The sequence below is a fragment of the Halonatronomonas betaini genome (genome assembly GCF_015666175.1).
Classification (GTDB): domain Bacteria; phylum Bacillota; class Halanaerobiia; order Halanaerobiales; family Halarsenatibacteraceae; genus Halonatronomonas; species Halonatronomonas betaini.
Map to the genome: position 1 here is coordinate 93,050 of NZ_JADPIE010000004.1, position 13,256 is coordinate 106,305.

Below are 13,256 nucleotides of genomic sequence, written 5' to 3' on the forward strand. Positions count from 1 at the left end.
AGTGATATTTATGGGTAATAAGATGACTGGAGCTGAAATATTTGTTAAAGCTCTTGAAGAGGAGGGCGTAGACACTCTGTTTGGCTATCCAGGTGGTGCCTTAATTCCGATTTATGATGAGATATTTGATGCTGATTTTAAACATATTCTTCCCCATCATGAACAGGGGGGAATCCATGCAGCTGATGGTTATGCCCGTTCTACCGGGAAGGTTGGGGTTACAATAGCGACTTCAGGTCCTGGAGCCACTAATTTAGTTACTGGTCTGGCAACGGCCTATATGGATTCAGTTCCACTAGTTGCTTTTACCGGACAGGTTCCCAGCCACATGCTTGGAACTGATGCATTTCAGGAGGCAGATATAACTGGAATTTCGATGCCTATAACCAAACATAATTATCTTGTAAAGGATGTAAATAATCTTGCTCAAATAATAAAAGAGGCATTTCATATTGCAAGCACAGGAAGGCCAGGACCGGTTTTAATTGACATACCAAAGGATGTTATGGTTTCTAAGGCAGATTTTGATTATTCGAAACCTGTTGACCTTAGAGGTTATAAGCCTAATTATGATGGCCATCCTCTCCAGATTAAAGGTGCAGCTGAAAGAATTAATCAGGCTGAAAAACCTGTGCTTTATGCAGGAGGAGGAGTAAATATTTCAGGGGCTGCTCATTATTTGAGAGAACTTGCAGAAAAAGCAAAGATACCGGTTACAACAACTCTCACAGGATTAGGTGCCTTTGATGAGAAGAGTGAATTAAGTCTGGGTATGCCTGGGATGCATGGTAGCAGTGAATCTAACCTGGCTTTAAGCAATGCAGATCTGATAATTGCTGTTGGCTGTAGATTTGATGACAGAGTTACTGGCAAGCTGGAAAAGTTCGCTCAGGATGCAGATATTATACATATTGATATAGATCCAGCAGAGGTTGGAAAAAGGGTCGCTATCGATATACCGATTGTTGGCGATGTTAAAAATATTTTAAAGAAGCTAAACCCTCAGGTTGAAGAAAAAGCGGCTAATGGCTGGGGTAATCAGATAGCTGAATGGAAGAAAGCAGATGCTAATAATAATCAGGCTGTTGGGATTAATGGCGATCTCTCACCACGACCTGTAATAGAGGCCTTATCTGAACTTACTGATGGACAGGCCATTTTAGCTACAGAAGTTGGTCAGCACCAGATGTGGGCAGCACAGTTTTATAAGTTTGGAAGACCTGGCCAGTTCTTAAGTTCAGGTGGCCTGGGAACTATGGGCTATGGCCTGCCTGCTGCAATTGGAGCTCAGGTTGGCAACCCTGATGAACCGGTTTTCCTATTATCAGGTGATGGCAGCATCCAGATGAACATTCAGGAACTTGCTACTATCAGGAAGAATAATCTTCCTGTAAAAATGATCATTTTAAATAATAAGTATTTAGGAATGGTCAGGCAGTGGCAGGATCTCTTTAAAGATAAGAGATATGCCGCTACCTGTATGAGCCGTCAGGTTGATTGTCCACCGAAATGCAAAGGCCCAAATGAAAACTGTCCAGAGCTGGTACCTGATTTTATTAAGCTTGCTGAGAGTTATGGTATTAAGGCAGAAAGATTAACTGAAGAATCTGAGATTGTTCCAGCTTTAAAGCGAGCACTGGCAGAAGATGGTCCTTATTTTATCGACTGTATAATAGAACGGGAAGAGAATGTATTTCCTATGGTTCCGCCAGGAGGAAGCCTGTATGAAATGATTTTTAAGGAGGAATCAGAATGACGAAACATACTGTATCTGTACTTGTTGCCAATCAGTCCGGGGTTTTAGCCAGGATAGCAAGTCTATTTAGTCGCCGGGGCTTTAATATTGAAAGCCTTTCAGTTGGCCAGACAGAGAAAAGAGATGTCTCCAGGATTACATTGGTTGTTGCCGGAGATGATAAAGATTTAGAACAGCTAACAAAACAACTAAATAAACAGGTCGTTGTTTATAAAGTTAGTAATATCAGCAATGATCCCACAGTTAGCAGGAGTATGGCTTTTATAAAAGTCAGAACTAATTATGAAAATAGGTCAGAGATTATTCAGATAGTTGATGTCTTTAGAGGTGAAATTGTTGATGTGGCAAATGATTCGGTGATGGTTGAAGTTACAGGCGATGAAGGCAAGATCAATGCAATGGAGGAATTATTAGAACCCTATGGAATTGTTGAACTGGTAAGGACAGGTAAGATTGCGATGACAAGAGGTAAAAAATAATAAATTAGGAGAGTGAATAAAAATGGTAGATGTATATTATGATAAAGATGCAGATTTAGGAAAACTTAATGGGAAAAAGATAGCAGTTATCGGTTATGGGAGTCAGGGTCATGCCCAGGCGCAGAATTTAAGAGATTCAGGTCTTGATGTTGTTGTTGGACAGCGTAAGGGTGGGGCAAGTTATGAACAGGCTGTAGCTGATGGTTTTGAGCCAGTTTCAGCTGCCGAAGCTGCAGCTCAGGCAGAGATTATTCAGATTCTATTACCTGATGTTGTTCAGCGAAAAGTTTATGAGGAAGATATTAAACCGAATCTGGAGGCCGGTAATGCCTTGGTTTTCTCCCATGGTTTTAATATTCATTATGATCAGATTGTACCGCCAGCAGATGTTGATGTCTTTATGGTAGCTCCAAAAGGTCCAGGCCATATTGTTAGAAGAATTTATAAAGATGGCGAAGGTGTTCCCTGTCTTTTAGCTTTATATCAGGATGCCACTGGACATGCTAAAGATCTGGGCCTTGCATATGCTAAGGGTATTGGTGGAACCAGGGCAGGAGTTATTGAGACGACATTTAAAGAGGAGACAGAGACAGATCTATTTGGTGAACAGGCTGTCCTCTGTGGCGGTGTAACTGAACTGGTAAAAGCAGGTTTTGAAACCCTGGTTGATGCCGGGTATCAGCCAGAAATAGCTTATTTTGAATGCTTAAATGAGCTAAAATTAATAGTTGACCTGATGTATGAAGGCGGGCTAACTAAGATGAGAAATTCAATTTCAGATACTGCAGAATATGGTGATTTAATTGCAGGCGAGAAAGTTATTAACGAAAGTTCAAGGGAAGCTATGGCTGAACTCTTAAAAGATGTGAAAAATGGAGAGTTTGCCAAACGCTGGTTGCTTGAAAATCAGGTTGGCAGGCCGTCATATAATAAACGTCGGGAGCAGGATGAAAACCATCAGATTGAACAGGTTGGCGCTAAATTAAGAAGTATGATGAACTGGATTGATTAAAGGGGGTTGATGAAAATGGGAGTGAAGATATTTGATACGACTCTCCGGGATGGCGAACAGTCTCCTGGAGTGAGTTTAAATACAGATGAAAAGTTGAGGATTGCCAGACAGCTTGCCAGATTGAATGTCGATGTAATTGAAGCAGGCTTTCCGATCGCATCTGAAGGTGATTTTCAGGCAGTCAAAAAGATAGCTGAGGAGATTGAAGGGCCTGTAATTGCAGGGCTTTGCAGGGCCAACCCGAAGGATGTTGACCGGGCCTGGGAGGCTGTGAAAGCTTCTGACAGACCGAGAATACATACTTTTATTGCAACATCTCCAATTCATATGGAATATAAGTTGCAGAAGAGTCCAGCAGAAGTGCTGGAGCAGGCAGTTGCCGCTGTCAAGCAGGCAAAAGGCTATACAGATGATGTTGAGTTTTCTGCTGAAGATGCTTCCAGAAGTGATCGTGACTTTCTCTGTGAGATCTTTGAAGCAACAATTGAGGCCGGGGCTACAACTATTAATATACCTGATACTGTCGGCTATTCAACGCCAGCTGAGTTTGGAGAGCTGGTCAGATATGTTAAAGAAAATGTTTCAAATATTAATAAAGCTGAGATTAGTGTTCACTGCCATAATGATTTAGGGATGGCAGTTGCCAACTCGATTGCAGCCATTGAGAATGGTGCAGTTCAGGTAGAGACTGCAGTTAATGGAATCGGTGAGCGGGCTGGAAATGCAGCTTTAGAAGAGGTTGCACTGGCTTTAAATACAAGACAGGACTTTTATGGTTTAACGACAGACCTTGATTTAAAAGAGATCTACCGGACCAGCAAACTTGTCAGTCAGCTGACTGGAATGGATATCCAGTTTAATAAGGCAATTGTCGGGAAGAATGCCTTTGCCCATGAATCTGGAATCCACCAGGATGGAGTTATTAAGGAACGGACTACCTATGAAATCATGGATGCAACGACGATTGGGTTAAAAGAAAACAAGATTGTTCTTGGAAAACATTCCGGTCGCCATGCCTTTAGTGATCGCCTTGAAGAGATGGGATATGAGCTATCAGATGAAGATATGAATGATGCCTTTAAGCGCTTTAAAGATCTGGCTGATAAGAAGAATGACATAACCAGCCTTGATCTGGAGGCAATTGTTGAAGATCAGTTCGGACAGGGACCTGAGATTTTAGAATTGAAGAGAGTCCAGGTTACGACTGGAGATGGGATTTCTACAGCAACACTCCATGTTGAAAAAGAGGGGCAAAAGATATTAAAATCGGCCTGTTCTGAAGGTGGCCCGATTGAAGCAGTTTATGATGGTTTAAATAAGGCAGCAGGAATTGACTGTCAGCTTTTAATCTTTAAGATTGATGCAATTACAGGCGGTAAAGATGCTCTGGGCAATGTTACTGTGAAGCTTGAACATAATGATGAAGTCTATATAGGTCGTGGAGTCAATACAGATATTATTAAAGCTAGTGCTCTTGCCTACAAGAATGCAGTTAATAAAATACTTGCAGGATAGTTTAGGAGGAATAATAAATTATGGGAATGACAATGGTAGAAAAAATATTAGCAGCCCATTCCGGTCGTGATAGTTTAGAACCAGGAGAGATAGTGAATGCAAAACTTGATCTGGTCCTGGGAAATGATATAACAACACCGGTGGCAATAGAAGAGTTTGAAAAGATAGGGGTTGAAGAGGTCTTTGATAAGGATAAAATAGCTTTGGTTCCAGATCATTTCACCCCAAATAAAGATATTAATTCAGCCGGTCAGACTAAATCTATTAGAGAATTTGCAGCAGAAAAGGGAATTACCAATTATTTTGAGATCGGGGAGATGGGTATTGAACACTGCCTCCTCCCTGAACAGGGACTGGTTAAACCAGGTCAGATAATAATTGGGGCAGACTCCCATACCTGTACCTATGGGGCTTTTGGGGCTCTAGGCACTGGTGTTGGCAGCACTGATATGGCAGCTGGAATGGCAACTGGTGAAGCCTGGTTTAAGGTTCCAGAGACGATAAAATTTGTCTTTACCGGTAAGCTTCAGCCCTGGGTCAGCGGCAAAGATCTAATTCTCCATACAATCGGAGATATAGGTGTAGATGGAGCTCTTTATCGGGCCATGGAGTTTACTGGCGAAGTTATCGATAGCCTGTCAATGGCAGATAGAATGACGATTTCTAATATGGCAATTGAGGCCGGAGGTAAATGTGGCCTGATCGCACCAGATCAGACAACCTTTGATTATTTAGCTGGCAGAGTTGATGATGACTATCAGGTATTTACAAGCGATGCAGACGCCAGTTATTATAAAGAAATTGAGTATAATGTTAGCGAGCTTGAACCCCAGGTGGCATTTCCTCACCTGCCAGAGAATACCAGGCCGATCAGTCAGGTTAAAGATATTCCAGTTGATCAGGTTGTAATTGGCTCCTGCACAAATGGCCGTTTAAAGGATATAAGGGAGGCTGCTCAGGTTCTTAAAGGCAAGAAAAAAGCTGCAAATGTAAGGTTGCTGGTCTTTCCAGGAACCCAGGAGATTTATAAGCAGGCAATGCATGAGGGGTTAATTGAGATTCTAATTGACGCTGGAGCAGCTGTAAGCACACCGACCTGTGGTCCCTGTCTTGGCGGTCATATGGGCGTTCTGGCTGCTGGAGAAAAGGCGATATCTACAACCAATCGTAATTTTGTTGGCAGGATGGGTCATCCTGAAAGTGAAGTCTATCTTGCCAACCCAACTGTCGCAGCAGCTTCAGCTATTGCCGGGGAAATTGTTAGCCCAGAGGAGGTCGTATAGATATGAAATTAACAGGAGACGTCTGGAAATATGGCGATGATATCGATACCGATGTTATAATTCCTGCCCGTTATCTAAATACATCTGACCCTGAAGAACTGGCCGGACACTGTCTTGAAGATCTGGATAGTGAATTCACAGAAAAGATGAACCAGGGAGATATTATAGTTGCTGGTGATAACTTTGGCTGTGGAAGTTCCAGAGAACATGCACCACTGGCGATTAAAGCTGCTGGAGTAAGCTGTATAATAGCCAATTCTTTTGCCAGAATCTTTTATCGGAATGCAATTAATATTGGCTTACCGATAATGGAATCAAAGGAAGCAGTTAATTCGATTACTGAAGGAGACAGGCTTTCAGTTGATCTTGATCAGGGTTTAATCAAAAATCTTACCAGAGACGAAGAGTATCAAGCAAAACCATTTCCTGAATTCATGCAGGAATTGATTGCCAGCGGTGGCCTGATCAATTATCTTAAAAAGCAGGTGAGTAATAATGACTGATTATAAACTGGCTGTTCTACCTGGTGACGGAATTGGCCCTGAGGTCTCAGCTGAAGCGATCAAGGTTCTTGAAAAGCTGGCATTAGAGACTGAACTGGGTTTTGATTTTCAGGAATTTCCCCAGGGTGCTGATCATTATCTCAATACCGGCGAACTGCTCTCTGATGAAACTAAGGCTGATTTAGAAAAATATGATGCTATCTTTCTTGGAGCTGTTGGAGATCCAAGAGTTAAACCAGGAGTCCTTGAACATGGTATTCTCCTTGATTTGAGATTCTCATTTGATCAATATATAAACTTGAGGCCAATCAGGCTATTGGATAGCCGTTTTACCCCCCTTAAAGATAAAGGGCCTGAAGATATAGATTTTATGGTAGTCAGGGAGAATACCGAGGGCTTATATGCTGGCGCTGGAGGCTTCTTGAAGAAAGAGACAGAACACGAAGTTGCCATCCAGGAGATGATAAATACCTATCATGGAGTTGAAAGAGTGATTGATTATGCTTATCAGTATGCAGCTGATACTGGCGGTAAACTCACCCTCTGTGATAAGAGCAATGTGCTAGAATATTCCCATGACCTCTGGCAGCGGGTATTTAAAGAAAAAAGTAAGCAATACCCTGGTGTTGACAGGGATCATATTTTAGTCGATGCCATGACAATGAAAATGGTCAGGAACCCGGAGGTTTTCGATGTTGTTGTTACCTGTAATATGTTTGGGGATATTATCACAGACCTGGGAGCCGAGCTTCAGGGTGGTATGGGACTTGCTGTTTCAGGAAATATAAATCCTGATGGAGTCTCAATGTTTGAGCCAGTCCATGGTTCTGCCCCTGATATTGCTGGAAGGGCTAAGGCCAATCCGGCGGCAGCGATTCTGGCGGCAGCAATGTTAGTTGATGTCCTGGGCCATGCTGAAGAATCAGCTAGAATAGAAAATGCAGTTGGTCAGGCTCTTCGGCTGGGAATGCAGACAGCCGATATGGGTGGCAGATTAAGTACTGATGAGTTTGGCGATTATATCTGCAGTTTATTATAATATTGGGAGGCAATAGAGATGATAGAACTATACGATACAACATTGCGTGATGGAACTCAGCGTGAAGGTGTTTCATTTTCTACAGAGGATAAATTAAATATCACAAAGAAACTGGCAGCTGCCGGGATCGATTATGTTGAAGGTGGCTGGCCAGGTTCAAATCCTAAAGATATTGAATATTTTAGGAAGGTTAGAGAATTAGAACTTGAGAATACAAAGATAGCGGCCTTTGGAAGCACCAGACGGCCAGGAATTAAAGCAGATGATGATATGAATCTCAGAGCTATCGTTGACTCCGGTGCAGATGTGGCAACAATCTTTGGCAAAAGCTGGCCCCTCCATGTAAAAGAGGCATTAAAGACATCCCTGGATGAAAATATTAAAATGGTAGCAAGCTCGATTGAATATTTAAAAGCCCGGGGAATGGAGGTATTCTTTGATGCTGAACATTTTTTTGATGGATATAAATCGGACAGCGATTATAGCATTCAGGTTCTTCAGGCTGCTGCAGAGGCTGGAGCAGATTGTCTGGTTCTCTGTGATACCAACGGAGGGTCTACCCCTGATGAGATCGGCTCAATAGTCAGGGTTGTTAAAGATAAAGTTTCTGCTGATATTGGTATCCATACCCATAATGACGCAGAGCTGGCAGTTGCTAATTCTTTAGTTGCAGTTAGGGAAGGAGCAGTTCAGGTTCAGGGCACAATCAATGGCTATGGAGAACGCTGCGGTAATGCCAATCTATCATCTCTGATCCCAAATTTACAGCTCAAATACGGATATCAGGTTGTTACTGCTGAACAGTTAAAAAGACTAACAGCAACTTCCAGATATGTTAGCGAGACAGCTAATCTTCTGCCACCAGCCCATATGGCCTATGTAGGCGAGAGCGCCTTTGCCCATAAAGGAGGAATTCATGTAAGCGCTGTCCTAAAGAATGCCAGCACCTATGAGCACGAAGACCCGGAAACCTTTGGCAATCAGAGAAGAGTCCTGGTTTCAGAGCTTTCTGGTAAAAGCAATTTAAGATATAAGGCAGAAGAACTGGGTATTGAGCTGAATGATCAAAATGAAAATCTTCAGGAAGTCTTAAAAAAGATCAAAGAATTAGAACATCAGGGATATTATTTTGAAGGTGCTGAAGCTTCATTAAAGCTATTATTAGAACGGGCCCGGGGAGAATATGAAAAACTTTTCTCTTTAGAATCAGTAAGGATTTTAACTGATAAAAAAGAGACTAATGACCCAAACTCTGAAGCTACAATTAAAGTGCTGGTCAATGGAGAACGGGTACATACAGCAGCTGAAGGCGATGGGCCAGTTAATGCTCTTGATAAAGCACTCAGGAAAGCACTGGTTAAATTCTATCCTGAGATTAAAGAAATTGCATTAGTTGATTATAAGGTCCGGGTTTTAAATGGCCAGGATGGAACTGCAGCAAAAGTAAGGGTTTTAATTGAGACCGGTAATGGCGATGAAACCTGGGGAACCGTTGGAGTTTCAACAAATATAATTGAGGCAAGCTGGCAGGCATTAGTAGATAGTATTCAGTATGGTATTAAATTTAAAGCATCAAAGGAGGCTGTTTAAATGAACCGACCAAGCAATAAAGTGACTAAAAAAATTGTAAATGCTCCCCAGCGCTCACTCTTTAAGGCCCTTGGCCTGACAGATGAAGAACTGGAGAGCCCGTTGATTGGAGTCTGTAATTCCTATAGTGAACTAATTCCAGGCCATCAGGATTTAGATAAGATAGCTGCTGCAGTTAAAAGCGGTGTGACCAGAGCAGGCGGAACTCCCCTGGAATTTGGAACGATTGGGGTCTGTGATGGCATAGCCATGGGCCATCAGGGAATGCATTATTCCCTGGCCAGCAGAGAGTTGATTGCTGATTCGATTGAGTCAGTGGCCAGAGCCCATGCCCTTGATGCTTTAGTTTTAATACCTAACTGCGATAAGATTGTGCCTGGAATGATGATGGCGGCATTGAGACTTAATCTACCGGCAATAGTTGTAAGTGGAGGCCCGATGATGGCTGGACGCCATCAGGGAGAAAACATTGATTTAAAGACAGTCTTTGAAAAGTCAGCTGGAGTCAGTTCCGGTCAGGTTTCTAAAGAAGAACTGGCTGAGATTGAAGATTCTGCCTGTCCAGGCTGTGGCTCCTGCTCAGGAATGTTTACAGCTAACTCGATGAACTGTCTTTCAGAAGTGTTGGGCCTGGCACTGCCTGGTAATGGAACAATTCCAGCTGTTTCTTCAGCCAGAAGAAGGCTCGCCAAAAGATCTGGCAGTCAGGTTGTCAGGCTTTTAGAGGAAGATATCAGGCCAGGTGATATTGTAACCGAGGAATCCTTTGCCAATGCACTCAGGGTCGATATGGCTCTAGGCTGTTCAACCAATACAGCCCTTCATCTACCTGCTATAGCCAGTGAGGCTGGAATTAAGCTGGAGATTGACCTGATTAATGAGATAAAGGAAGAAGTCCCCCATCTCTGCAGTTTAAGCCCAGGCGGGAAATATCATATTCAGGATTTAGATGAGGCTGGAGGAATTCCAGCTGTGATTAAGCGGCTCCTGGATAATGAGCGCTTTAACGGCAGAATGCTGACAGTTACAGGTCAGAGCCATGGAGAAAACCTGGCAGGTATTCAGGTCAAAAATGATGAAGTTATAAGGGAGCTTGCCGATGCCTATCATGCTAAAGGAGGCCTGGCTGTTCTAAAAGGCAACCTGGCTCCAGATGGCTCAGTTGTCAAGCAGGCTGCTGTTGCTGATGAGATGCTGGTCCATCAAGGCCCGGCCCGAATCTTTAACTCTGAAGAGGCTGCCGTTGAGGCAATTAGATCCGGTAAAATAAATTCTGGAGATGTAGTTGTAATCAGATATGAAGGTCCACAGGGAGGCCCTGGCATGCGAGAAATGCTAACCCCGACATCATCTTTAGCCGGAGTTGGTCTTGATAAAGAGGTTGCTCTAATAACTGATGGCCGGTTCTCTGGAGCTACAAGAGGGGCAGCAATTGGCCATGTATCCCCGGAAGCCATGGAAGGTGGACCGATTGCTGCTCTGCAGGATGGCGATCTAATCAAGATAGATATCCCAGGAGAGACTATAGAGGTTGAACTATCAGATGCAGAGCTAGAAAAGAGGCTGGCTCAATTAGAAAGGCCAGAACCAAAGATTAAAAGTGGTTATCTTGCCAGATATGCCAGGCTAGTTGGTTCAGCAAGTAATGGAGCTATCTTTGAACTCTAAAATATTGATTGAAACAAACTTAATAAACTTTAAGTTAAAAATAAATTCAGGTAGTTATTAATAAACACAGGTTTACTAAAAATTTATGTCAAAACAAAAATCAGGAGTGATAATAATGATGGAAGAAATAAAAGTTGAAAAAGTTGATAAAAGAAAAGCACGACCGGCTGACGGTGAACTTAGTTTTGGCCGCACCTTTACAGACCATATGTTTACAATGGAATATGATGAAAATAAGGGCTGGCATGACCCTAAAGTTGTCCCCTATCAACCATTAGAATTGGACCCGGCTGCTGCCTGCTGCCATTATGGCCAGACGACATTTGAAGGTTTAAAGGCATATAGATCTAATAATGGTGCTCTATTATTTAGACCGGAAAAGAATGCTGAGAGATTCAATAATACTAACAGGCGTATGTGTATTCCTGAAATGGATCCAGAATTTTTTGTTCAGGCGATAAAAGAGGCAGTCAGAGTTGATCAGGACTGGATTCCAGCTAAAGAGGGGACCTCATTATACATAAGACCATTTATTTTAGCCAATGAGGTCTATCTTGGTTTGAAACCGTCCTCCCATTATAAATTTGTTATTATAATGTCGCCGGTTGCAGCTTATTATCCACAGGGGATCAAACCTACCAGAATCTATGTTGAAACTGAATATGTCCGGGCTGTCAGAGGTGGAACAGGCTCGGCCAAAACTGGAGGCAATTATGCCGGTAGCCTTAAAGCCCAGTCATCTGCAGCAGATAAAGGTTATGATGAAGTCCTCTGGCTCGATGGGGTTGAGAGAGAATATGTCGAAGAAGTTGGGGCTATGAATGTCTTTTTTAAGATTGATGGAAAGATTGTTACACCAGAGCTTGGCGGGTCTGTCCTGCCAGGGATAACCAGAGATTCGGTAATAACAATGCTTGAAGACTGGGATTATGATGTTGAGGTTAGAAAAATTTCTATTGAAGATATTGCTCAAGCATACAAAGATGGCAGGCTTGAAGAGGCTTTTGGCACCGGTACAGCTGCGATTATATCGCCAATCGGTGAGTTAAATTATAATGGCCTGAAGATGGAAATTAATGACTTTGAGACCGGAGAGGTCGCTTCAAAATTATATAAGACATTAACTGGTATCCAGACCGGCAAGGTGGATGATCCTTATAACTGGACAGAAGAAATTCCATTAGATTGACTCTTGATCACTTAAAAAATATAAATTTATAAAAAATCCCCTTAAATCATTTGACAAAGTTAAATTTATCTGTTAGACTTATTTTTAACGATTTAGAATAATAAAGAATTAACAACGTTGATGGAGCCCAAGTAAGCCTTTTGGCTGAATTTCTCTCCTGAGTTGCCGGCTGAAACTGCAGTAAGCCTGGCCGTCTACCGGCGTTAATCGGTGCGGAAGTTATCTGCTTCCAGTGAGATAATCTCTAAGATCTTTCTATATTTATCTATATCTAGAGATTAAGTCAGGTGGTATCGCGATTATACAGTCGCCCTGTAATGGGGCGGCTTTTTGTGTTTTTATAGAGAAAAATTTATAAAACTATTATTTGGAGGATTGATAATTATGAAATTAGCGAGTAGAACAGAAACGAGAAAGAAGACAGTAATTGAGCTTGATGATGTAAAGATTGGTGGCAACAAGCCGACGATAATGGCTGGTCCCTGTGCAGTAGAGAGTAGAGAGCAGGTAATGGAGACAGCTAAAGCCGTTAGAGCAGCTGGAGCAACTATTTTAAGAGGTGGAGCTTATAAACCCAGGACATCGCCATATTCCTTCCAGGGGCTGGGAGAAGAGGGGTTGCAGTATTTGGCTGAAGCCAGAAAAGAGACTGGGTTAAAGATAGTAACTGAAATGATGGGCCTAGAACAGATGGAGCCAGTAATGGAATATACTGATATCATCCAGATCGGGGCCAGGAATATGCAGAATTATCCACTACTATCGGCTATTGGCGAGCTTGATAAACCGGTGATGCTTAAACGAGGAATGTCAGCAACTATTAGAGAATGGCTGCTGGCTGCAGAATATATTATGGAAGCTGGCAATCATCAGGTAATTCTCTGTGAGCGGGGGATCAGGACATTTAGCGAGAAGACCAGGAATACCCTGGATTTAAGCTCAATTCCTCTGGTAAAAGAGCTCAGCCATCTGCCAGTAATTGCTGATCCAAGCCATGGAACTGGCATGAAAAAGCTAGTTGCGCCAATGTCAAAGGCAGCAATCGCCTGTGGAGCTGATGGTCTCATTCTTGAAGTTCATCCTAACCCTGAAGAAGCCTTATCTGATGGACCTCAATCACTGGAACCAGGAGAGTTTTCTGATTTAATGCAGGAACTGAGCTTAATCGATAGCTCATTAGGCAGTTCTGGAGATAAAATACTGCCATCAGCTATTTAAAAGA

Annotated in this window: 11 protein-coding genes; all 11 read left to right on the forward strand. The window is 42.5% G+C overall.

What is annotated here, in order from left to right; all coding sequences use genetic code 11:
* Nucleotides 1-10 precede the first annotated feature (10 nt).
* The 11 genes from ilvB (at nucleotide 11) to aroF (ending at nucleotide 13,252) form a co-directional block, all read left to right on the forward strand.
* Entirely contained in the window at nucleotides 11-1,756 is a 1,746-nt protein-coding gene (ilvB, locus tag I0Q91_RS07945; protein ID WP_270453922.1) for a biosynthetic-type acetolactate synthase large subunit, read from the forward strand.
* Nucleotides 1,753-2,235, forward strand: a complete 483-nt coding sequence (gene ilvN / locus I0Q91_RS07950) for an acetolactate synthase small subunit (protein ID WP_270453923.1) — start codon at nucleotides 1,753-1,755, stop codon at nucleotides 2,233-2,235. Before ilvB ends, ilvN begins: the two co-directional genes overlap by 4 nt.
* 22 nt (nucleotides 2,236-2,257) lie before the next feature.
* Complete coding sequence (gene ilvC / locus I0Q91_RS07955) at nucleotides 2,258-3,247, forward strand: ketol-acid reductoisomerase (RefSeq protein WP_270453924.1); 990 nt, start codon at nucleotides 2,258-2,260, stop codon at nucleotides 3,245-3,247.
* A gap of 9 nt (nucleotides 3,248-3,256) precedes the next feature.
* The gene (locus I0Q91_RS07960) at nucleotides 3,257-4,762 is read left to right on the forward strand and encodes a 2-isopropylmalate synthase (protein ID WP_345790964.1); all 1,506 of its coding nucleotides are present in this window, start codon (nucleotides 3,257-3,259) and stop codon (nucleotides 4,760-4,762) included.
* A gap of 20 nt (nucleotides 4,763-4,782) precedes the next feature.
* Complete coding sequence (leuC, locus tag I0Q91_RS07965; RefSeq protein ID WP_270453926.1) at nucleotides 4,783-6,045, forward strand: 3-isopropylmalate dehydratase large subunit; 1,263 nt, start codon at nucleotides 4,783-4,785, stop codon at nucleotides 6,043-6,045.
* Between the two features lie 2 nt (nucleotides 6,046-6,047).
* Complete coding sequence (gene leuD / locus I0Q91_RS07970) at nucleotides 6,048-6,548, forward strand: 3-isopropylmalate dehydratase small subunit (protein ID WP_270453927.1); 501 nt, start codon at nucleotides 6,048-6,050, stop codon at nucleotides 6,546-6,548.
* The gene (locus tag I0Q91_RS07975; RefSeq protein ID WP_270453928.1) at nucleotides 6,541-7,587 is read left to right on the forward strand and encodes a 3-isopropylmalate dehydrogenase; all 1,047 of its coding nucleotides are present in this window, start codon (nucleotides 6,541-6,543) and stop codon (nucleotides 7,585-7,587) included. The genes leuD and I0Q91_RS07975 overlap by 8 nt, the downstream gene beginning before the upstream one ends.
* A gap of 18 nt (nucleotides 7,588-7,605) precedes the next feature.
* Nucleotides 7,606-9,177 carry a citramalate synthase gene (cimA, locus tag I0Q91_RS07980; RefSeq protein WP_270453929.1) on the forward strand — a complete coding sequence of 524 codons (1,572 nt, stop codon included), beginning with the start codon at nucleotides 7,606-7,608 and terminating at the stop codon, nucleotides 9,175-9,177.
* On the forward strand, nucleotides 9,178-10,845 hold the full coding sequence (gene ilvD, locus I0Q91_RS07985) for a dihydroxy-acid dehydratase (RefSeq protein ID WP_270453930.1): 1,668 nt from the start codon (nucleotides 9,178-9,180) through the stop codon (nucleotides 10,843-10,845).
* Between the two features lie 115 nt (nucleotides 10,846-10,960).
* Nucleotides 10,961-12,034: a branched-chain amino acid aminotransferase gene (locus I0Q91_RS07990; protein WP_270453931.1), complete on the forward strand. Its 1,074-nt coding sequence runs from the start codon at nucleotides 10,961-10,963 to the stop codon at nucleotides 12,032-12,034.
* Nucleotides 12,035-12,418: 384 nt separating this feature from the next.
* Nucleotides 12,419-13,252, forward strand: a complete 834-nt coding sequence (aroF, locus tag I0Q91_RS07995; protein WP_270453932.1) for a 3-deoxy-7-phosphoheptulonate synthase — start codon at nucleotides 12,419-12,421, stop codon at nucleotides 13,250-13,252.
* The last annotated feature ends 4 nt before the right edge of the window (nucleotides 13,253-13,256 follow it).

Excerpts from the sequence above, each read along its gene's own strand:
- ilvB (WP_270453922.1), top strand. The coding sequence starts at position 11 with ATGGGTAATAAGATGACTGGAGCTGAAATATTTGTTAAAGCTCTTGAA.
- ilvN (WP_270453923.1), top strand. The coding sequence starts at position 1,753 with ATGACGAAACATACTGTATCTGTACTTGTTGCCAATCAGTCCGGGGTT.
- ilvC (WP_270453924.1), top strand. The coding sequence starts at position 2,258 with ATGGTAGATGTATATTATGATAAAGATGCAGATTTAGGAAAACTTAAT.
- I0Q91_RS07960 (WP_345790964.1), top strand. The coding sequence starts at position 3,257 with ATGAAAATGGGAGTGAAGATATTTGATACGACTCTCCGGGATGGCGAA.
- leuC (WP_270453926.1), top strand. The coding sequence starts at position 4,783 with ATGGGAATGACAATGGTAGAAAAAATATTAGCAGCCCATTCCGGTCGT.
- leuD (WP_270453927.1), top strand. The coding sequence starts at position 6,048 with ATGAAATTAACAGGAGACGTCTGGAAATATGGCGATGATATCGATACC.
- I0Q91_RS07975 (WP_270453928.1), top strand. The coding sequence starts at position 6,541 with ATGACTGATTATAAACTGGCTGTTCTACCTGGTGACGGAATTGGCCCT.
- cimA (WP_270453929.1), top strand. The coding sequence starts at position 7,606 with ATGATAGAACTATACGATACAACATTGCGTGATGGAACTCAGCGTGAA.
- ilvD (WP_270453930.1), top strand. The coding sequence starts at position 9,178 with ATGAACCGACCAAGCAATAAAGTGACTAAAAAAATTGTAAATGCTCCC.
- I0Q91_RS07990 (WP_270453931.1), top strand. The coding sequence starts at position 10,961 with ATGATGGAAGAAATAAAAGTTGAAAAAGTTGATAAAAGAAAAGCACGA.
- aroF (WP_270453932.1), top strand. The coding sequence starts at position 12,419 with ATGAAATTAGCGAGTAGAACAGAAACGAGAAAGAAGACAGTAATTGAG.